Raw genomic sequence first — 20472 nt, 5'->3', positions numbered from 1 at the left:
TTATTTTTTTGCTTTATTTGCGACCGGAATAGCGGCACCGCGTACAACGCGCTTCTGCTTCAATGCAGGCCCTATCATGCGCATGCCACGCACCCGTTTAATTGCCTGCATAACGTAGACAGAACCGAAATACGGCCACCATCGTTGTCCGGCCTTTTCCATGAATTGAAGACGATGCAACCATTTTTCTGAACGACACGACGGCGCGTAACAACCAAAATGAACCGGTCCGATTTCCATATTCAGTAATTTCAGCCAGTCTTTCAAACGGGCCGGGTTGATGAACTCGCCTTCATGCGGCAGATAATAGTTTTTATTCAGACGCCCGACAAATTGTCTTGCGCCCCACAAACTGGTCTGATTGAAACCCGTCACGATCAACCTGCCTTCAGGAATCAACACCCGTTCTACTTCGCGCAACATCTGATGCGGTTCCACAGCAAATTCCAGTACATGCGGCAAAACGATCAGGTCTATGCTCTGCGTTTCAAAAGGCAGCTCAGAAAAATCATGCGTCACCACGACCCTGCTCGCACTTTCTTCCGTCAAATTCGTCAAATCCGGATTTGAACACCATCGATGCGGCATACGACTCGCCGCCAGTGCGTTAATCTGCGGCAAGCCGATCTGCAATGCATTAAAACCGAATATATCGACCGTGATCTTCGCCAGCAAGGCTTCTTCCCAGTCGCGAATATACCGTCCCGCAGGTAACTCCAGCCAGGTATCGAGGTCTATAATGTTCTTTTCCACAGCTTCCATACGTGTCTATGACGAATTCTCTGAGTATATTGACTGTGCCCGCTTTTGACGACAATTATCTGTGGGTCATCCACGACGGCAAACATGCGGCAGTCGTAGACCCAGGAGATGCGCCCCCTATCTTAAAGGCACTTGAAGCACATCAACTGACATTGTCAGCCATTTTACTGACGCATCACCATAGTGATCATATCGGCGGCGTTCCGGCGTTATTGCAGCACTTTAACGTGCCAGTATATGGCCCTCTAAATGATGGTATTCAGGCGGTCAGCCATCCCTTAGCAGAAGGCGACATCGTTGATATCCCTGAGATGCGCTGGACGCTGCAAGTGATCGCAGTGCCTGGACACACGCTGGGCCATATCGCCTATTTTGCGTCAGTGCAGCACTGGTTATTTTCCGGCGATACACTCTTCGCTGGTGGTTGCGGGCGCGTGTTTGAAGGAACGCCCGCACAAATGTTGTCTTCACTTGATAAACTTGCTGCCCTGCCCGACGATACGGCGGTCTATTGCGCGCATGAATACACGCTGTCTAATTTGCGCTTTGCCAAAGAAGTTGAACCCGATAATCAGGCCATCGCAGAACGTTTACTCCGCGAGCAACGCAAAAGAGATGAAGGCATACCGACAGTGCCGGGACAGATAGGACTGGAAAAGCATAGCAATCCATTTTTGCGCAGCCGCGAACCTGCTGTTATTGAACGCTTACTGAGTACCGGAAAAATATCTGCACATCAAGATGATGCTTCCACTTTTGCCGCATTGCGCGAGTGGAAAAACAATTACCGATAATATCGAGAAGCCGCATCTGACACTCAGCACGGCTTCAACAACGTTACTGATTTTTCATGTCTGAACAAGTTCAATCCTTAAAATCCCTGACCTTATTTTGTAAGGTCGTCGACAACTACGGCGACATCGGTATCTGCTGGCGTCTGGCAAGACAACTGGAGCGCGAACATCACATCAACGTTCACTTGTGGGTAGATGATCTGCGCAGCTTTCAGCGGATTTGTCCTGACGTAAAACTGAATATCGATACGCAGAACATCGCCGGAGTCACCGTACATCACTGGCGCGACCAGAACGGTACATTTACGCCGGAAGATGTCAGCGACATCGTCATTGAATTTTTTGCCTGCGACATTCCACCCTCCTACATTCAAGCGATGGCGCAACGCAAGCCTCGTGCGGTGTGGCTGAATCTGGAAGGTTTAAGTGCGGAAGCATGGGTGGAAGGCTGCCATACGCTGTCATCGCCTCACGGTTCACTGCCACTCACAAAATATTTTTTCTTCCCGGGATTTAACAGCAAAACCGGCGGACTCCTGATAGAGTCAGAATTAGAGCAGCAGCGTCAGCAATTTATATCAGACCCGGCGACAATCGCTGAGTTTCTATCCGGTTTAGGATTAAGCAGAAATGAAATTGACGCGCTGAAAATTTCATTGTTCTGCTACCCACATGCTCCGGCAGCTGCCTTGTTTGAGGCATGGAAAAACAATGCAACGCCCATCATCTGCCTGGTACCGGAAGGTGTTGCTGTGGAAGCGGTTCAGGCGTTCACAGGCCAACCCGCAACAGCTGGCAGCGTTGCCACCATCGGTGCTCTAACGATTCGCGTACTGCCGTTTGTACCGCAACCTGACTATGACAAACTGCTGTGGGCGTGCGATCTGAATTTTGTCCGCGGAGAAGATTCGTTTGTCCGTGCGCAATGGGCAGGCAAACCATTTATCTGGCATATCTATCCGCAAGATGAAAATTTGCATCACGTAAAGCTGAACGCGTTCTTGCAATGTTACGGAGTTAATAGCAACAAGCTTGCGGCGATGATGCTCGCCTGGAATGGTGTGACGCCCGCCCCTATTCAGTGGGACACTGTGTGGCAAGAATTAACAGCAGACATGCAACAAATGACTGATCTGGCATTGCAATGGCAGCAGCAACTGATTGCCAATGGCGATATGACATCAAATTTACTGAAGTTTGCTCACACAGTTCATCAGCAAAGTGTAAATAATGAATAAAAATAAGGTAAAATACACGGTTAATTTTTAATGTGTTTTTCAAATTGAATCAAACGGGCTTGCGGGGCGTTCTGCCAGTAGGCGACAGATGATTTTTATGCAACCTACTTTTTATAATTATTCGCTATGAAACCTGCAAAAGAAATTCGTGTTGGCAACATTATTATGGTCGATAGCAAGCCTATGATCGTCTTGCGCTCTGATGTCAACGGTTCAAGCCGCACAGGCTTCACCTACAAATGGAAGATGAAAAATCTTCTGACAAACAGCCCACAGGAAAGCGTTTTCCGTGGCGATGACAAATTTGACGTTGTTGTCCTCGACAAAAAGCCAGTAACTTATTCTTACTTCGCTGATCCATTGTTTGTATTCATGGATGCAGACTACGAACAGTATGAAATCGAAGAAGAAAATCTGGGCGATGCATTGCATTACCTAAAAGACGGCATGGAATGCGAAGCTGTTTTCTATGATGGCAAAGCGATCTCTGTTGAATTGCCAACAACGATTGCGCGTCAGGTTGTGTACTCTGAACCTGCAGTTAAAGGCAATACTTCCGGTAACGTATTGAAAGAAGCGAAGATCGAAAATGCGATCGAAGCGCATCAACATACCGTACAAGTTCCGCTGTTCGTCAGCCAGGATGACGTGATCGAGATCGATACACGCACAAACGAATACAAACGTATCGTTCGCAACTGATTTCATCAGAATCAAAAAAAGCTACTCAATGAGTAGCTTTTTTTTCGCCTGTTTTAACTGACTTCAGCATCCTCGTCCGACCAATTTAAGCATGTGAACGAGGAAGTGGAGGCAACAAATCAGAATGCAGGAACAACAGCACCTTTGTATTTTTCTTCAATGAATTTCTTCACTTCAGGAGAGTTCACAGCTGTGATCAGCTTTTTAAATGCCGGGCTGTTTTTATTATCGTCACGTGCCACCAGCAAATTTGCATACGGAGAATTGGCATCTTCAATAAACAAAGAATCTTTCACCGGATTCAGCTTTGCTTCGATAGCGTAATTTGTATTGATCAATGCCAGATCGACCTGGTTCAAAACGCGTGGCAAGGTCGCCGCTTCCAGTTCTTTGAATTTCAGATTTTTCGGATTCTCAATAATATCTTTTTTGGTTGAAGAAATATTACTTGGATCTTTTAATTTCAACAGTCCCTGTTTCGCCAGTAACAACAAAGCACGCCCCGAATTTGACGGGTCATTTGGAATCGCGACAGTCGCACCATTCGGAATATCCGCTACTTTTTTGTATTTAGAAGAATAGGCCGCGAATGGCTCAACGTGCACTTTAGCGACGGGCACTTCGATATCGTTTTTATGGCTCTTTTTAAATTCATTCAGATAGGGCTGATGCAAAAAGAAATTCCCATCCAGATGTTTTTCGTTGACCTGAACGGCAGGCTGAACATAATCAGTGAATACTTTAATTTTTAAGTCCACACCTTCTTTCGCCAGCAGCGGCTTCACAAACTCTAGAATTTCCGCGTGCGGAACCGGCGTTGCTGCGATAGTCAAGGTATCGGCAGCAGATGCTGCGCCGGAAGCAAGCAAAGCTGCTGCGCTGAAAGTGCTTACCAACAAGCTAGCTAAGTGACGTTTAAAAGAGAGAGCCATAATTTATTATCCTTAAATTTATATAAATGAAATTACTTACGGGTAAATCGCAACACCAACTTGTCTCCGAAGAATTGTAATAACTGCACCAGCACTATCAGTATCGTTACCGTCACGACCATGACGTCCGTCTGAAATCGTTGATATCCAAAACGCAGCGCCAGATCACCAAGGCCGCCACCGCCTATCACACCCGACATCGCGGCATACGACACCAAGGCGATTGTCGTTACAGTTCCCGCCGCCAGCAGGCCAGGCAAGGCTTCAGGTAGCAAGGCGTGAATAATGATCTGATGCGTTTTCGCCCCCATCGCCTGGCAGGCTTCAATGATGCCGCGATCCACTTCACGTAAAACGTTTTCCACCAGACGCGCAAAAAAAGGCGTCGTCCCGATGACCAGCGGCGGGATAGTGCCAGCCACACCCAGTGAGGTACCCACCAGCAACAAGGTGAACGGAATCAGGACAATCAGCAAAATAATGAAAGGAACCGAGCGAAGAATATTCACCACAAAAGATAACAACGCATAAATACCGCGTTGCTCTAACAGCTGATTTTTACCGGTAAGGAATAGCAATACACCCAAAGGCAAACCCAGCAGCACGGTAAAAAATAAAGAGAAACCCGTCATCGTCAAGGTATCCAGTGTCGCCTGCGCGATGTCTTCCCAGTCTATGTTTGAAAAATCCATCAGTGCGCTCCTTCAATGATTTCTGTACGCACATCGAGGTCGCGCAACAAATTCAATACCACCGCAATTTGATCCGGCGCTCCCGACAATTCCACTAACAGTTGACCATACGGCGTGTTCTTGATGCGGGAAATTGTTCCCTGCAAAATCGTGATATCCGCTTTAGTCTGCGCCGCGATACGACTCAGTATCGGTTCATGCGTCGCCGCGCCGACATAGGTCAGACGCAGCAACTGACTGTTTTCATGACGCTGAATTCTCTGCAACAGATCGAGATCAAGCGCCTGATTTTCTGCGACCAGACTTTGCGTTACCGCATGTTGTGGATGCAGGAATACATCGGCAACATCGCCACTCTCAACAATCTCGCCAGCGTCGATCACCGCAACCTGATCGCAGATTGTGCGTATCACCTGCATCTCATGCGTGATCAGTACGATCGTTAATCCCAGTTTCTGATTGATGTCTGACAGCAAGCGCAGAATTGCCTGCGTCGTTTCAGGGTCAAGTGCTGACGTTGCCTCGTCACACAACAAAAGATGAGGGTAATTTGCCAGCGCGCGAGCAATACCTACCCGTTGCTTTTGCCCACCCGACAATTGCGATGGAAATTTATGTCGTTGATCACTCAGTCCGACCAATTCCAGTAACTCATCGACGCGCTGCTGACGTGCATCTTTACTGTAAGTACCGGCGAGCTTGAGAGGGAAATCTATATTTTCAGCAATAGTTTTTGCGTTCAACAAATTAAAATGTTGAAACACCATGCCGATACGTTGCCGCAAGCTGTGCAACTGTTCTGAATTAAACCGGGTGATGTCTTCACCTTCAATCAGAACCTTGCCGCTGCTTGGGCGCTCAAGTAAATTCAACGCTCTCAGCAAAGTACTTTTACCGGCTCCTGAGCGTCCGATGATGCCGAAAATCTGCCCCTTGCGAACAGTCAGATGTATGTTGCGCAGCGCATGTACTTCACGCCCGCCAACCTGATAATGCTTTTCTAATTGCTCAATATGAATCACTGAATCTCAAACCAATAAATAACGAATAATGGATTTTATCGAAGATACCAAATTCGTTCCAATCATATAAAGTAACTTGTATATACAAAAATTCGTATAAGCGATGCAATGCGTGTTTCCAGTACTTCAGAAATTCTCATTCATGATTGTCGGGGCAAAAAAAATGCGGCCTCAGCCGCATTTTTTCTTCGATTAACGAGAATCAGGATTTCGACAAGACACCCTGACAAGTCGCTTTCTGGCCATCGTTTGCCGGTAATTTTGCACATATGCTATCCAGCTGTGCATGCACTTTCTGGAAAGTCACCTGATGCTTTTTATCTTTGTTCCACTCGCCTAATTTCTTGCCCATCTTTTCAAGATAAGCATGATTGCGCTGATAAAAAGCATTTTCTGTTTTCGACAATTCAGCAAAGACACCTGAAACTGCTTTTTCAATACGCGCATCGTCTTCTGGCGTCAGTTCGATCAGACCGACCACATAATTCGAACCCCATTGCAAGCGGGTTGCAGGACCTTTTGCTGCGTTATATGCCTGTTGATACCAATTCACTGCAGCCAGTTTATCGCCACGCTTCTTCGCGTTCGAGCCCAAGGTTGACATGAAATAATACGGCGAATGCGAGCGTTTTAATTCTGCTTTCAGCAAGGTATCTGACGCATCCAGCAAATCCGCATTTCCTAATGCATAGGCAGCGGAACTTACCACCGATTGCCGCTCATACGCGTCGCCAGTAGCCTGCTCGATTTGCGACACACGCTTCTGCACGTCTTTTTGCAAGGCTGCCGACGGTTTAGCATTATCAAGCTTAGCCAGCGCGATCTGCGCAATGATGGCACTCAGTCTGTCTGTTTTCGATATGCTGTTATCGTCAGCGAGCTTACTCAGGGCGACATTCCATGCTGCAGTGAGTTTGCCACGCTGCTCTGATTTTGCGGAAGTTAAAAATTCCGTCAGCTCCGCCGCAGAACCAGCCACGAGATCAAGGTTGTCACGCGCAACTTTCGCATCTGCAAGTGACTTGATTAAGCGCTCGGTGGCCTGCTGTTTGTCAATGGCAGGAACTGTCTGCCCCGGTCTGGCATTGGCAGCCGCAAATAAGGCTTTCAAATACAGACGCGTTGCATTTAATCCAGCTGGACTTAACTCGGACAAACGCAATAACGTCGCTGGCAAATCTTTGTTGTTCACCAGCTTTTGCTGAGGATCATCCCATGAATAATCCGCCAACAGGCTCCAGTCATCCTGCTTCAGCGACTTATTCCCCGCTAATGCCAGTTTTAAGGAATCAGCCGCCGATGCCGAGGTATTCAATGCCAGCGTCAGCACCTGCAGATAGCGCTCAGAATCCACCTCGCCAGGCAAGCGGGTAATTTCAGTTCCATCCGGCTTGAACAATATCATCGTCGGGTAACCACGCACTTTGAATTGCGCCGCAAATTTCTGCGCCCCCGGGCTATCGCCATCCAGATACACAGGAATAAAATGCCGTGACTTATCAATGAATTCCTGACGATTGAATATCGTTGCCTTGACTTGATTGCAAGGCGGGCACCAAACCGCTCCCCAGTAAAGAAATAACGGTTTATTGGTAGACTTTGCCAAGGAGAAAGCCGCATCCACATTATTATCTTTGCGCCATTCGATACCACCCGCTTGCGTAGCATGTGCAGAAGCACTCGCAGTTTTATCCAGCGCGACGGCCAACGGTGCGGCCAACGTACCCACTAGCAGCGTTACCAGCAGGCTCGCAGAGAAAGAAGCATTTGTTTTCATAGAGTAAGTAAAAATACAAACAAGGGATTGAGTGTAGCAAAATTATGTCTGCGAATACGCCTTCGGGAGCACATCACTTAGATTGTTTTCACGCAACGATATACAGAAAAATTATTGTTTCATATTCGACAAATGCATTTTTCATCTAAGTAAAGAAGAATACTATCGTTTCCTTCTGCGCTTAATTTATGGAAGATAACGGTAACTTATATTTGGGAGATCGCACATGAAAACAAACTCAGGTTTGCAAGCGCACCGTCGCTTAAGCATTGCCGGTGTCGTTGCACTGATTGGTGCCAGCCTGCTTACCCCCTCGCTCACCGCTCAGGCTGCCGAGCCGCTGCTGAATGCGTCTTATGATGTCACGCGTGAATTATTCAAAGAAGTAAATCCGGCTTTCATCGCAGAATGGAAAAAGAAATCCGGAGAATCCATTACGATTAATCAGTCACATGGCGGCTCCAGCAAGCAGGCACGCTCTGTCATCGATGGTCTGGCAGCATCAGTAGTCACGATGAATCAGGCAAACGATATCGATATCCTTGCGGAGAAAGGTCTGGTTCCGCAAGACTGGGCGAAATCATTCCCAAACAACTCTGCGCCATTTTATTCGACCATGGTGTTCCTGACGCGCAAAGGGAATCCAAAACGCATCGCCAGTTGGGATGATCTTGGCAAACCTGGCGTCAAAGTGATCATTCCCAATCCCAAGACTTCCGGTAACGGACGCTATTCCTACCTCGCTGCGTGGGGCTCGGTTATTAAGGGCGGTGGCAACGAAGCACAAGCGCGACAATTGGTTGATCGTCTGTTTAAAAATGTTCCGGTACTCGATGCCGGCGGACGCGGTGCGACCACTACTTTTACGCAAAGAGAAATTGGCGACGTCTTAGTCACTTTTGAGAATGAAGTGCAACTGGTCAAACAGGAATTTGGCGATCACTACGATGTCGTTTATCCGAAAACATCAATACTCGCAGAATCACCGGTCGCCGTTGTCGATAAAGTTGTTGATAAACTCGGCACACGCAAAGTAGCAACGGCGTATCTGCAATTTTTGTACAGCGAACAGGGCCAGGAAATTGCCGCCAAACACTTCTTCCGCCCGCGCTCGGAAGTCGCATCTAAAAAATATGCCGCCAACTTCAAAGCGATCAACCTCTTCACTGTCGATGAAGTTTTCGGTGGCTGGAAACAAGCACAGAAAAAGCATTTTGATGATGGCGGTGAATTCGACAAACTATATCAAGCCAAAAAATAAATAAAACTCGCCATGTAAAAAAGCCCTGTTGATACAAACAGGGCTTTTTTTATTGATGAAATGCCGCTGAAAAGTGTCACTTCTTTTGCAGATACACTTTAATTTCTTTATCGGAGCGGCGGATATGCAAAGACAACCAATCCCGTAAAACAGACGAAAGCTGCGATGCTACGGTAATGCTTCCCGCTTCGTACTGGCTCTGTAATGTATTCAGTCGTTCCGTAAATTGATGATGTCCCTCTTTATGCCGCTCCAGATTTGGAAATTTCAGTGCCGCCATCGCTTGCTCTTCACGAAGAAGATGATCTTTTGTGTAGGTGATCAGTTCACTCATGATTGCCTCAATCACTTCCTGACCGCGCCCGACACTGGTCGCTGTATGCAACTCATTGACCAGATTGACTAATTTTTTGTGATCTTCATCAATCGGCCCGTTATCGATCACCATGTCGTCGGCCCACTCAAAATATGCCATGTCCGTATCCAGATTAAACGTTGAGTAACGCAGGCGAGGCGCGTGAGAAACCAATTGATGAATGTGGCGTACCTAACTTAAAAATACTGACCGCCTGCACCAGAGAGTTTGCCTGATGATCGAGAGACTGGGTTGCGGCCGCGGCCTCTTCTACTAATGCGGCATTTTGCTGCGTTACCGTATCCATTTGAGCGACCGCTTGATTCACCTGTTCAATGCCAGTCGTCTGCTCTTTACTTGCGGTCGTAATTTCTCCCATCAGGTCCGCCACACGACGCACGTGTACCACGATCTCATCCATGGTGCTACCTGCCTGCTCCACCAGTCGGCAACCATCACTCACATTACCTACCGAATCAGAAATCAGCGTTTTGATTTCCTTCGCGGCATTCGCAGATCGCCCGGCAAGCGAACGAACCTCGGATGCCACAACCGCAAAGCCGCGCCCCTGCTCACCCGCGCGGGCGGCCTCAACTGCCGCGTTGAGCGCCAGTATATTAGTCTGGAACGCAATGCCATCAATGACGCCGATAATGTCCGCAATCTTGCGCGAGGAAACATTGATTGCTTCCATCGTCTGCACAACCTCACCGACGACGGCACCACCTTTAGCAGCGACCTGAGCCGCTGATTCGGCAAGCCGGTTGGCATGCATACCCGACTCAAAGTTATCCCTCACCGCCGATGCCAGTTGCTCCATCGAGGCCGCAGTTTGCTCAAGCGCGCTGGCTTGCTCTTCGGTACGAGAGGAAAGCTCCATATTGCCGTCTGCGATTTCATGTGTGGCTGCAGCCATCAGGTCTGTACCGCCACGCACCTGATTTACGATATGCACAAGGCTGTCGTTCATTTCCTGCATGGACTGCAATAACTGACCGCACTCATCTTTCGTGGTGATCTGTGCTTTCGTCGTCAAATCACCCGAAGCAACGGTACGGGCAATATGCACAGCCTCACTGAGTGGTCGCGTAATTGAGCGCGAAATAAACCACGTCAGCCCGACACCAACGAATAAACCTGCGATAGTCAGCACAATCAGCAATGCAGTGGCAGAAGCAATACGATCCCGCACTTCCCCACTACTGTTAACAACAATTTTTTTCTGTAAATTTGTCAGGGCAACGATAGGTTCTTGCAGCGCATCCAACGCCGGTAATGTCTCAGTGTTCATCGTCTGAATTGCACCGGTTTTGTCTCCGGCATCTATCTGTTTCAGCACTTTTGAAAACGAAGCGACATACGCTGTCCGTCGTTCGGTCAATGTCGCCAGCAAGGCCTGACCTTCAGGTAAATAAATCAGTTGCTTCAGAGTGTCTAAGGCCGCACTGATGACCTGCTTATTCGCCTCAATCGATTGCTTGACTCTGCCCGCCTGAGTGGCATCATCCACAATCAGAAGCTCCATCGTATTCCGCGCATTGGCCCGGGTAGTGGCGTTAATAACATTCGCTGCCTCGGCTTTTACCCAATCCTTTTCAATGATTCTGCTGTTCACGGCATTCACTTCCGCAAAACGTTGCAGCCCTGCGCCACCCATGCCCAGCGTCATTAAAATCAAAATACCAAAACCGATCGACAAACGAACGCCTATCTTTAAATTTGCAAATGCGTGCATCGCTCATCTCCTTTTTTCCAGATAGCTTCACGGCAAAACTCTCAATACTACACAGGCGATTTTAATGGGGCGAGATTGCGCATGATATACATCAATAGAACTACTCCAGACAATTCATCGAACTACGCAGAGATTGTTTTATCAAGATGGAGATTTTCACCCACAGTAAACATGGCTATGCGCAGGTGAGCAAGCGGCAACATCACGCTGCTCAAATCAGATGAAGAGGGGCTCGCTGTGTTGCTTACCAATATGCGAGCTGGGGGGGCGCAACCTTACCGATAATTTTTCATTGAGTGATAAGGGAGAACAAAAGAATAATGCAGCTCATGAATGTATCCGGACTTCAACGAGCAAAACCGACATCACAATAAAAAAAGCCAGCTTAATTGATTAAGCTGGCTTTTACCTGGCGTCCCCAAGGGGATTCGAACCCCTGTACTCACCGTGAAAGGGTGATGTCCTAGGCCTCTAGACGATGGGGACATATTCTGTCCTTGTTACTGACCCGCACTTACCTGACAAGAGGAAGTGGATTTAAAGCTGGCGTCCCCAAGGGGATTCGAACCCCTGTACTCACCGTGAAAGGGTGATGTCCTAGGCCTCTAGACGATGGGGACATATTCTGTCCTTGTTACTGACCTGATACTGCTTTACTTGCCGCCCACAATAAACATACTAAATTTATTGGCGTCCCCAAGGGGATTCGAACCCCTGTACTCACCGTGAAAGGGTGATGTCCTAGGCCTCTAGACGATGGGGACAGCAAGTATTTTCTGTTTCGCATACTGCCTAATGGCAGTGCACTTTTTTGGTGGAGGTAAGCGGGATCGAACCGCTGACCTCTTGCATGCCATGCAAGCGCTCTCCCAGCTGAGCTATACCCCCGACACAGAATAGAAGCGAGATTATAGGGGATGAACGCTTTATTGTAAAGCCCTCACCCGCTCTCGATTAATCAGCTGCGATTACTGCCAGACGCTGCAAAACAACTTCGCGCCCAAACAATTCGACAACAGCATCAATTGATGGCGTCTGCAACTGCCCGGTTAACAGCAGACGTAATGGCATCGCAAGTTGTGGCATCTTCAACGTATGATCTGCCAGCACCTGCTTCAGCGCAGCAGACAAAGCAACTTTATTCCATTCGACTGTTTTGCAAGCTTCTGCGTATTGGCGCAATGCAGGCAATACCGCAGCAGTCACATGTTGCGTCAGCAAAGCAGCATCTGCCGCTGGCTGACGATAAAACAACATGGCCGCCTGCCCCAGCTCCACCGTCGTATTTGCGCGCTCTTTCAGCAAAGCAATCACTGCAGGCAAAGCTGGCGCGTCGGTGAATACGGCGCCATCTTTTTCCATCTGCACACGGATTAAATCGGCAAGACGCTGATTATCAGCAGCTTTGATGTAGTGGTTATTAATCCAGGCCAGTTTTTCAGGATTAAATTGCGCCGCAGAACCGGATAAATGGGTCAGATCAAACCAGCTGCACATCTGCTCCATAGAGAACAATTCATCGTCGCCGTGACTCCAGCCCAGGCGCGCAAGATAGTTCAGCATAGCCTCTGGCAGATAACCTTTGTCGAAATAATCCATCACGCTGACAGCATCGCGGCGTTTGGAGAGCTTTTGCCCATCGGTGCCCAGAATCATAGGAACATGTCCGTATTGCGGCAGCGTTGCGCCAAGCGCATTCAGAATATTGATCTGACGCGGTGTGTTATTCACGTGGTCGTCACCACGAATGACGTGGGTAATCTGCATATCCCAGTCATCCACCGCGACGCAGAAATTGTAAGTTGGCGTGCCATCCGGACGCGCAATGACCAGATCATCGAGTTCTTTATTGCTGATCGTGATCGCCCCTTTGACGACATCATTCCAACTAACGTCGCCATCCAGAGGATTTTTAAAACGGATCACTGGCTTACGATCTGCAGGTACTGCTGGCAGTGTTTTGCCGGCTTCCGGGCGCCATGTACCGTCGTAACGCGGCTTATCGCCGGCAGCACGTTGACGCTCGCGCATCGCCTCGACTTCCTCAGGTGATGAATAGCAATGATAGGCACTGCCATTAGCCAGCATTTCCGCCAGCACTGAACGATAACGTTCCATACGCTGCATCTGATAAAACGGGCCCTCATCATGCTGCAAACCCAACCAGTTCATACCATCCAGAATGGCTTGCACCGCTTCCGGGGTGGAGCGTTCAAGATCGGTATCCTCAATACGTAAAACAAATGTGCCGCCATGATGGCGCGCAAACGCCCAGCTGAACAAAGCGGTACGGGCACCGCCAACGTGAAGATAGCCAGTCGGGCTGGGAGCAAAACGGGTACGGACGACAGTCATGAGATGAATTGCACCGCGTGCTGCGTCAGCCTGTAGCAGAAGCAACACCAGTATGCGGGTAAAGTTAAAACCAGCATTTTACCGTTTTCAGCGCGACGAGGATACCGACTACGCCTGCACTGTAAAAAAGCTGAATAAGAAGTGAGAGTCAGACAGAAACCGAAGCTGGCGTTGTTTCAGCAAACAACTCTGGTTCGAACTCAAGACGCTGCGGATGTGTCAGCAACAGGAAATGTCGCCCTGTGCAACGGGAAAACAGACTCATGCCTATCTGCGATGCAACCTGATGCCCCATCTCGGTAGTACCTGAGCGCGACAATAAAATGGGAATGCCCATCTGCGCCCCTTTAATCACCATTTCAGAAGTCAGGCGACCGGTACTGTAAAAAATTTTGTCGCCACCATCAACGCGATCCAGCCACATTTTTCCGGCGATTGCATCTACGGCGTTGTGACGACCGACATCTTCAACAAAATATAAAAGTTCACCCTGATTTGAAAATAAAGCGCAGCCGTGAACCGAGCCGGCTTTTTTATACACCGACTGCTGAGTGCGGATGGTGTCGATGATTTTATACAGAGAAGACTGGCGGATGCGCGCGCTGTCTGGCAACACAATCTGATCGACTTCATCCATCAGCCCGCCAAACACAGTGCCCTGACCACAACCCGTCGTCACAACACGTTTTGATGTGCGCTCTTCAATGTCCGTCACACCGGTATGCGTGACGACCGCGGCCGCAGACACTTCCCAATCCACCTGTACCGAAGCGATATCAGTGATCTGGCGCAGCAGACGCTGATTGCGTAGGTAGCCAAGTACCAATGCTTCCGGGTTGCCACCCATGGTCATCAGCGTCACCAATTCACGCTTATCAAGATAAACGGTTAATGGGCGCTCTGCAGGAATGGAGATCAGATTAACGCGACCACGCTCATCGGTGACCTGCACTTCTTTGGTCAGCGCGACGGTGGATCTGGACAGCTCTGGCATATACGGAGAGTCAGGCATTATTTTTTCCGGCCAGGAGGGCACAAATCGGTGAAAATATACTCCCCCGGAGTATATCTGGCAGCCCAATATCTACAAGGAGATTAAGGGTGAAATGCCATTTTAAGGGGGGAGTATGTGTATTTTACGGGACAGGACTTACTTCTTAATCGCGACAGGCGTATTGCTTGCAGGCGTTGTCGCTGCAACAGCGGACGTCGCCGAAGCACTGGCCGGAGCCGCAGCGACTTCCGGCACATAAGGGCCTGGGTCGGTGCATGCCGGTGTTGCCACCACCGCTTTAGCGTCTTTTCCCTTCAGATAAGCTGCCGCCACTTTGTCTTGCGATTTGCATAGCTGATACGCTGCCACTTTATCTGACCAAGCTGTTTTTGCTTTGGCTTCAGCCGCCTTTGCTTTTGCTTCTGGTGTCGGTTCCGGCAATTTAGCGAAGCTGGCCGTTGCAAACAAGCCCGACAGCAACGCTACGCACACCGATGTCACCGACCATAAATTTTTAGATTTCATTTTTTTCTCCAACTCAACTAGGCGTTGACCACGGCTACTTTGGACTCCGCTGTCGCCGTCGCACTGCGCACACGCGGAATTTTTCCTTGCTCGATATCGGCATACCAGAGATCGTGATGCTCTTTCGCCCAGACGTCATCAACATAGCCGGTACGCATGGATTCATAAGCGCCTTCCATCCCTATCGTACCAAGATAGATATGACCAATCACCATACCCGCTGCCAGCATCGCAGCAGCAATATGCACAATACTGGCAATCTGCATGTAAGCACGGCTGTATTCGAACCCCGGCACCAGTTTATCAAGTACGAAACCCGATGCACTGACAATCAGACCCAGGCCAACGACGCCACCCCAGAAAATAATTTTTTCACCAGCGTTGAAGCGATGCGAACTCACGTGGGCACCACTGAGTAACCCACCCAATTTCGCCATCCATTTAATATCCGATGCCGACGGTAAATTATCGCGGGCAAATTTGATAAAGAACAGAATGATAGACACCGTGAATATCGGGCCGACAAAGTTATGAATGTTCTTGCATAAAAATGCCAGCCAGCCGAACAGCGTCAGACCGAAGAATGGCAACAGTATGTGCTTACCGAACAACATCACAATACCGGAGCTTGCCAGAGCAACGAAGCTCAACGCCATACTCCAGTGCAGCGTTCGTTCAGTCGGCGTGAAACGCTCAATCAGACGGCCAGTGCGCGGACCATCGAGACGAATCTGACCGCGAATCAGATACATCGCCGCCACTGCGGCTAACGCCGCCAGCAAAATGCCACCGCCGATCATCGTCAGCGGGCCATTCCGATATTGACGCCATGCCTCACCTGCTGTCGTCGCGCGTGCCTGACCGGGAAATTGCGTTTTCCCCTGTATCAGCACACCCGCCTCCAGCGCTGGCAAGCTCGAATAATGCTTGGTGCCGTCCGCCACCAGACGATATGTCGGTGCCAGATTGCCGGGTTGTGTTTGCGTGCGCTCGGCCTGATTTTGTTTCAGGATATCGACCGACTCAACGCCCGGCAGTTTTTCTGCCGGTGCCGTAGTTGCCGCCGCATTTGCAGGTGCTGTAGCCTGCCCGGCAGCCTGGGCAGATGCTACTGCTGCTGTCAGTGCCAAGGTCAGCGAAAGAATCAAAGATCTCATGTCAACTCCTTCGTTTAATTGGTTTTGACATACTCGTTCTGGTATTGATTACGGGCGCGGATCTGATTTTCCCATGCCGTTTTATCGCCGGGAGTCCACTCTTTCACAACGAAACCGTTGTGCGCACCCTTCCATGCTTTTTCATCGACCAGACCACGTTTGGTCGTGGTTGCCTGATCACGTTCGCCACAGGCGGACAAACTCATCAGCGCAAGCAAACCTGAAATAATCCACATTGTCTTTTTCATGATTTATTTCTCCGTGGCTGGCTGCAACTCAGGCTTAGCCTCTGGATTGTTTCCCTTGCCGTAGGCAGTGCCCCAACCCCAGACTTCACTGCCCTTACCACGCTTGACCACGCGGGTACGGAAAATATCGGCAATCACATCACCATCGCCACCGAGCAGCGCTTTGGTCGAGCACATCTCAGCGCACAAAGGCAACTTACCTTCGGCAAGGCGATTGCGTCCATATTTTTCAAACTCTTTTTCAGAGCCATCTTCTTCTGGCCCACCGGAACAGAAAGTACATTTGTCCATTTTGCCGCGCAAACCAAAAGTTCCGTTCGAAGGGAACTGCGGCGCGCCAAATGGGCAGGCATAAGAACAGTAACCGCAACCGATGCAGATATCCTTATTGTGCAAAACCACGCCTTCATCGGTACGGTAAAAACAATCGACCGGACAGACCGCCATACAAGGCGCATCAGAGCAATGCATACACGCGACGGAAATCGATTTTTCCTGTCCGATCACGCCATCATTGACGGTCACCACGCGGCGGCGATTAACGCCCCACGGCACTTCATGTTCGTTCTTACATGCTGTTACGCAGCTGTTGCATTCGATACAGCGCTCTGCATCACAGATAAATTTCATTCTTGCCATTTTCTTCTCCTGTGAAATTACGCTGAGAACCGTTCGATATTACAAATCGTGGTCTTGGTTTCCTGCATCATCGTGACCGAATCGTAGCCATAAGTGGTTGCTGTATTTACTGCCTCACCGCGCACGATAGGCATCGCACCTTCCGGATAAAACTCTTTCATATCCTTGCCCTGCCACCAGCCTGAGAAGTGGAAAGGAATAAACGCGGTATCTTCCGCTACACGCGGTGTCACCAATGCTCTGACTTTGATGCGCGCACCAGTCGGCGTAGAAACAATCACATATTCACCATTACGGATACCGCGGTCTGCCGCCGCTTTCGGATTGAGTTCAACAAAGTTTTCCTGTTGCAATTCCGCGAGCCACGGGTTGGAACGGGTTTCCTCACCACCACCTTCGTATTCCACCAGACGTCCGGAAGTAAGGATGATAGGGAATTTTTCGTACAGTTTTGCTTCGATGTTTTTCTGCTGCACTGACTTGTACAGCGTAGGCATACGCCAGAACGCTTTTTTGTCATCGTGGGTAGGATATTTCGCGACCAGATCAGGGCGTGTACCAAACAAAGGTTCACGGTGCTGAGGAACAGGATCAGGGAAATTCCAGACGATTGCACGTGCCTTTGCATTACCAAAAGGATGGCAACCGTGCACTTTCATGACCACTCGCTGAATACCGCCAGACAAGTCGGTTTTCCAGTTTTTACCTTCTGCGGCTTTCTTTTCTGCCTCGGTCAGATCATCCCACCAGCCTAACTTTTTCAGTAAAACGTGGTCAAATTCAGGATAGCCAGTGGTGATATCAGCGCCGAGAGAATGGGAACCATCTTCTGCCAGCAAACTGACACCCTCACGTTCGACGCCGAAGTTCGCGCGGAAATTACCACCGCCGTCCATGACGTGCTTAGATGTATCGTACAGATTAGGAGAACCCGGATGCTTGAGTTCTGGCGTGCCATAACAAGGCCATGGCAGACCAAAGTAATCACCCGTCATATCGTAACCACTGACAGGATCTTTGCCGCCTTTGCATTTGAGCGTTTTCACATCAAACAAATGCATGTTGCGCATATGCGCTTTCAAACGCTCAGGAGATTGACCGGTATAACCTATCGTCCAGGTACCGCGATTAATCTCTTGCAGCATGGATTCTGGTTCTGGTTCCATCATGCCGCCTTTGCCCGGCACCATTTTCAGCTTTGCCACCAGCTCTTTGGCAAACCCGAGTTTTTCTGCCAATTGATACATGATCATGTGGTCAGTGCGGGATTCAAATAAGGGCTCAATGACTTTTTCACGCCATTGAATTGAACGGTTCGACGCAGTAACCGAGCCCGATGTTTCAAACTGCGTTGCGGCAGGCAACAGGTACACCTGACGCTTAGGATTGAGTTGCTGATCTTCCGTTTTCATCGCTGCCATCGCAGCTGTCGCCGATGGATAAGGATCAATCACCACCAGCATATCGAGCTTATCGAATGCCTTTTTCATTTCCAGGCCACGGGTCTGCGAGTTCGGCGCATGCCCCCAGAACACCATCGCCTTGACGTTGTTTTCCTGATCGATCAGTTCATTCTTTTCCAGCACAGCGTCAATCCAGCGCGATACTGTCGTGCCTGATTTTTCCATCATGGCCTGGGAAGCGAATTGCTTCTTGACCCATTCGTAATCGACGCCCCAGACATTACACCAGTGCTTCCAGGCACCCGTTGCCAGACCAAAATAACCCGGTAATGAATCAGGGTTCGGCCCTACGTCAGTTGCGCCCTGCACGTTATCATGACCACGGAAAATGTTCGTACCACCACCGGATTTACCGATATTACCGAGCACCAGCTGCAGCAGACACGAAGCACGCACGATCGCATTACCTATCGTGTGCTGGGTCTGCCCCATGCACCAGACCACTGTCGATGGGCGATTCAAAGCCATTGTTTCAGCCGCTTTGTAGACTTGGTCTTCAGGCACACCGCAAGCCTCTTCTACTTTTTCCGGCGTCCACTTCAGCGCTTCTTCTTTGATTTTTTCCATGCCGTAAACACGGTCATGGATGTATTGCTTATCTTCCCAGCCATTTTTGAAGATGTGATACATCATGCCGTACAAAAACGGAATGTCTGAGCCAGAACGGATGCGGATATATTGATTCGACTTTGCCGCAGTACGTGTATAACGCGGATCGACCACAATCACTTTGCAGCCGTTTTCTTTGGCGTGCAACAAATGCAGCATCGACACCGGATGCGCTTCCGCAGCGTTCGAGCCAATATACAGCGCTGCTTTCGCATTTTGCATATCGTTGTAGCTATTGGTCATCGCACCGTAGCCCCAGGTATTCGAAACACCGGCAACAGTGGTGGAGTGACAGATACGCGCCTGATGATCGGTATTATTTGTGCCGTAAAAAGACACAAACTTACGCAACAACATCGCCTGCTCATTATTGTGTTTCGATGAACCGACGAAGAACGTCGAATCAGGGCCAGACGTCTTTTTGATATCAAGCAGTTTATCGGCAATCTCAGTCAAGGCCTGATCCCAGCTGATACGCTGATACTTGCCGTTGACCAGTTTCATCGGGTATTTCAGACGATATTCACCGTGACCATGCTCACGCAAAGCAGCACCTTTCGCGCAATGCGCGCCAAGATTGATTGGTGAATCAAAAACCGGGTTTTGTCTGACCCAGACGCCATTCTCAACAACGGCATCGACTGCACAACCAACGGAACAGTGGGTGCAAACAGTACGGCGTACTTCAATTTTTCCACCAGTTGCAGCACCGGACACGGAAGCTTTTGCTTTTTTAATCAGCCCTAATTGCGATGCCGCGATACCAGCGCCAACACCAATACCAGAGCGTTTCAAAAAGCCACGTCTGTCCATGGTCGGCAGTGCACGTGCGAGCGACTCCGCAAGTCCGGATGAAAAACGTGTTTGTGCACGCGACGCAGCGTCACCTTTACGAGTTAACAACATATCTTCACCTCAGAATTAAATAGTGGTGGTACGGTAGTATTTCTTCACGTGCTCAGTCAGGCGATAACCAGTGCCCTCAGGCTCTGCTGGAGCTGCCAGCGTTTCAATTTTATCCTGCACCACAGGCGCCGCTTTCAGCGCAAACAAGCCTGCAGCGGCCACACCTAAACCACCCAGCAAGCTACGGCGTTTAATTTTTTGATCCATGTTCGTCTCCGATGTCGACAACTAAACCTGGAGACTGATTGAAAAGCGATCAAGGATTGATCGCTGAAACCGGTATGGTAAGTATGGTAAAAACACTCA

Annotated in this window: 19 protein-coding genes and 4 tRNA genes; 4 read left to right on the top strand and 19 right to left on the bottom strand. The window is 49.3% G+C overall.

What is annotated here, in order from left to right:
- A complete protein-coding gene (locus H8K29_RS13930; protein ID WP_186898052.1) occupies positions 1-762 on the bottom strand; it encodes a class I SAM-dependent methyltransferase in 762 nt (253 codons plus the stop codon).
- Positions 763-770: 8 nt separating this feature from the next.
- Here H8K29_RS13930 and gloB point away from each other — a divergent pair, with 8 nt between their 5' ends.
- The 3 genes from gloB (at position 771) to H8K29_RS13915 (ending at position 3496) form a co-directional block, all read left to right on the top strand.
- Positions 771-1556 (top strand): hydroxyacylglutathione hydrolase, encoded by a 786-nt coding sequence (gene gloB, locus H8K29_RS13925; protein WP_186898051.1) that lies wholly within the window; start codon positions 771-773, stop codon positions 1554-1556.
- A gap of 56 nt (positions 1557-1612) precedes the next feature.
- Complete coding sequence (gene earP / locus H8K29_RS13920; protein ID WP_186898050.1) at positions 1613-2794, top strand: elongation factor P maturation arginine rhamnosyltransferase EarP; 1182 nt, start codon at positions 1613-1615, stop codon at positions 2792-2794.
- A 126-nt stretch (positions 2795-2920) separates the two neighbouring features.
- Positions 2921-3496, top strand: a complete 576-nt coding sequence (locus tag H8K29_RS13915; RefSeq protein WP_186885261.1) for an elongation factor P — start codon at positions 2921-2923, stop codon at positions 3494-3496.
- Between the two features lie 119 nt (positions 3497-3615).
- Here H8K29_RS13915 and H8K29_RS13910 read toward each other — a convergent pair whose 3' ends face one another.
- From H8K29_RS13910 to H8K29_RS13895, 4 genes are all read right to left on the bottom strand, one after another.
- Positions 3616-4428 carry a MetQ/NlpA family ABC transporter substrate-binding protein gene (locus tag H8K29_RS13910; RefSeq protein ID WP_186898049.1) on the bottom strand — a complete coding sequence of 271 codons (813 nt, stop codon included), beginning with the start codon at positions 4426-4428 and terminating at the stop codon, positions 3616-3618.
- Positions 4429-4460: 32 nt separating this feature from the next.
- On the bottom strand, positions 4461-5120 hold the full coding sequence (locus tag H8K29_RS13905) for a methionine ABC transporter permease (protein ID WP_186885259.1): 660 nt from the start codon (positions 5118-5120) through the stop codon (positions 4461-4463).
- Positions 5120-6142 (bottom strand): methionine ABC transporter ATP-binding protein, encoded by a 1023-nt coding sequence (locus H8K29_RS13900; RefSeq protein WP_186898048.1) that lies wholly within the window; start codon positions 6140-6142, stop codon positions 5120-5122. Before H8K29_RS13900 ends, H8K29_RS13905 begins: the two co-directional genes overlap by 1 nt.
- A gap of 202 nt (positions 6143-6344) precedes the next feature.
- A complete protein-coding gene (locus H8K29_RS13895) occupies positions 6345-7919 on the bottom strand; it encodes a thioredoxin fold domain-containing protein (protein ID WP_186898047.1) in 1575 nt (524 codons plus the stop codon).
- A 226-nt stretch (positions 7920-8145) separates the two neighbouring features.
- Here H8K29_RS13895 and H8K29_RS13890 point away from each other — a divergent pair, with 226 nt between their 5' ends.
- Complete coding sequence (locus tag H8K29_RS13890) at positions 8146-9180, top strand: sulfate ABC transporter substrate-binding protein (RefSeq protein WP_186898046.1); 1035 nt, start codon at positions 8146-8148, stop codon at positions 9178-9180.
- 76 nt (positions 9181-9256) lie between these two features.
- Here H8K29_RS13890 and H8K29_RS13885 read toward each other — a convergent pair whose 3' ends face one another.
- From H8K29_RS13885 to H8K29_RS13820, 14 genes are all read right to left on the bottom strand, one after another.
- A complete protein-coding gene (locus H8K29_RS13885; RefSeq protein WP_186898045.1) occupies positions 9257-9655 on the bottom strand; it encodes a bacteriohemerythrin in 399 nt (132 codons plus the stop codon).
- A gap of 13 nt (positions 9656-9668) precedes the next feature.
- Positions 9669-11270, bottom strand: coding sequence for a methyl-accepting chemotaxis protein (locus H8K29_RS18140; protein WP_186898044.1), 1602 nt, complete (start codon positions 11268-11270; stop codon positions 9669-9671).
- Between the two features lie 410 nt (positions 11271-11680).
- A tRNA-Glu gene (locus tag H8K29_RS13875) sits at positions 11681-11756 on the bottom strand.
- 58 nt (positions 11757-11814) lie between these two features.
- Positions 11815-11890: transfer RNA gene (locus H8K29_RS13870), tRNA-Glu, on the bottom strand.
- A gap of 68 nt (positions 11891-11958) precedes the next feature.
- Positions 11959-12034 (bottom strand) — tRNA-Glu (locus H8K29_RS13865).
- A gap of 48 nt (positions 12035-12082) precedes the next feature.
- A tRNA-Ala gene (locus H8K29_RS13860) sits at positions 12083-12158 on the bottom strand.
- 66 nt (positions 12159-12224) lie between these two features.
- A complete protein-coding gene (gltX, locus tag H8K29_RS13855; protein ID WP_186898043.1) occupies positions 12225-13625 on the bottom strand; it encodes a glutamate--tRNA ligase in 1401 nt (466 codons plus the stop codon).
- Positions 13626-13773: 148 nt separating this feature from the next.
- Positions 13774-14637: a formate dehydrogenase accessory sulfurtransferase FdhD gene (locus H8K29_RS13850; RefSeq protein ID WP_234030525.1), complete on the bottom strand. Its 864-nt coding sequence runs from the start codon at positions 14635-14637 to the stop codon at positions 13774-13776.
- Positions 14638-14775: 138 nt separating this feature from the next.
- Positions 14776-15144: a hypothetical protein gene (locus H8K29_RS13845; RefSeq protein WP_186898042.1), complete on the bottom strand. Its 369-nt coding sequence runs from the start codon at positions 15142-15144 to the stop codon at positions 14776-14778.
- A gap of 17 nt (positions 15145-15161) precedes the next feature.
- Positions 15162-16301, bottom strand: a complete 1140-nt coding sequence (locus H8K29_RS13840) for a formate dehydrogenase subunit gamma (protein ID WP_186898041.1) — start codon at positions 16299-16301, stop codon at positions 15162-15164.
- A 14-nt stretch (positions 16302-16315) separates the two neighbouring features.
- Positions 16316-16549, bottom strand: coding sequence for a hypothetical protein (locus tag H8K29_RS13835; RefSeq protein WP_186898040.1), 234 nt, complete (start codon positions 16547-16549; stop codon positions 16316-16318).
- A 3-nt stretch (positions 16550-16552) separates the two neighbouring features.
- Entirely contained in the window at positions 16553-17188 is a 636-nt protein-coding gene (gene fdh3B / locus H8K29_RS13830; RefSeq protein WP_186898039.1) for a formate dehydrogenase FDH3 subunit beta, read from the bottom strand.
- Positions 17189-17205: 17 nt separating this feature from the next.
- Complete coding sequence (locus tag H8K29_RS13825) at positions 17206-20166, bottom strand: formate dehydrogenase subunit alpha (protein WP_186885248.1); 2961 nt, start codon at positions 20164-20166, stop codon at positions 17206-17208.
- A gap of 15 nt (positions 20167-20181) precedes the next feature.
- Positions 20182-20373 carry a hypothetical protein gene (locus tag H8K29_RS13820; RefSeq protein ID WP_186898038.1) on the bottom strand — a complete coding sequence of 64 codons (192 nt, stop codon included), beginning with the start codon at positions 20371-20373 and terminating at the stop codon, positions 20182-20184.
- Positions 20374-20472 lie beyond the last annotated feature (99 nt).

Origin of the sequence: Undibacterium sp. CY21W (assembly GCF_014284265.1) — a bacterium.
In the GTDB taxonomy this organism is placed as follows: Bacteria; Pseudomonadota; Gammaproteobacteria; order Burkholderiales; family Burkholderiaceae_D; genus Undibacterium; species Undibacterium aquatile.
Note: the sequence above shows the minus strand (reverse complement) of the source record. Positions and strands in the feature narration are given on the sequence as shown.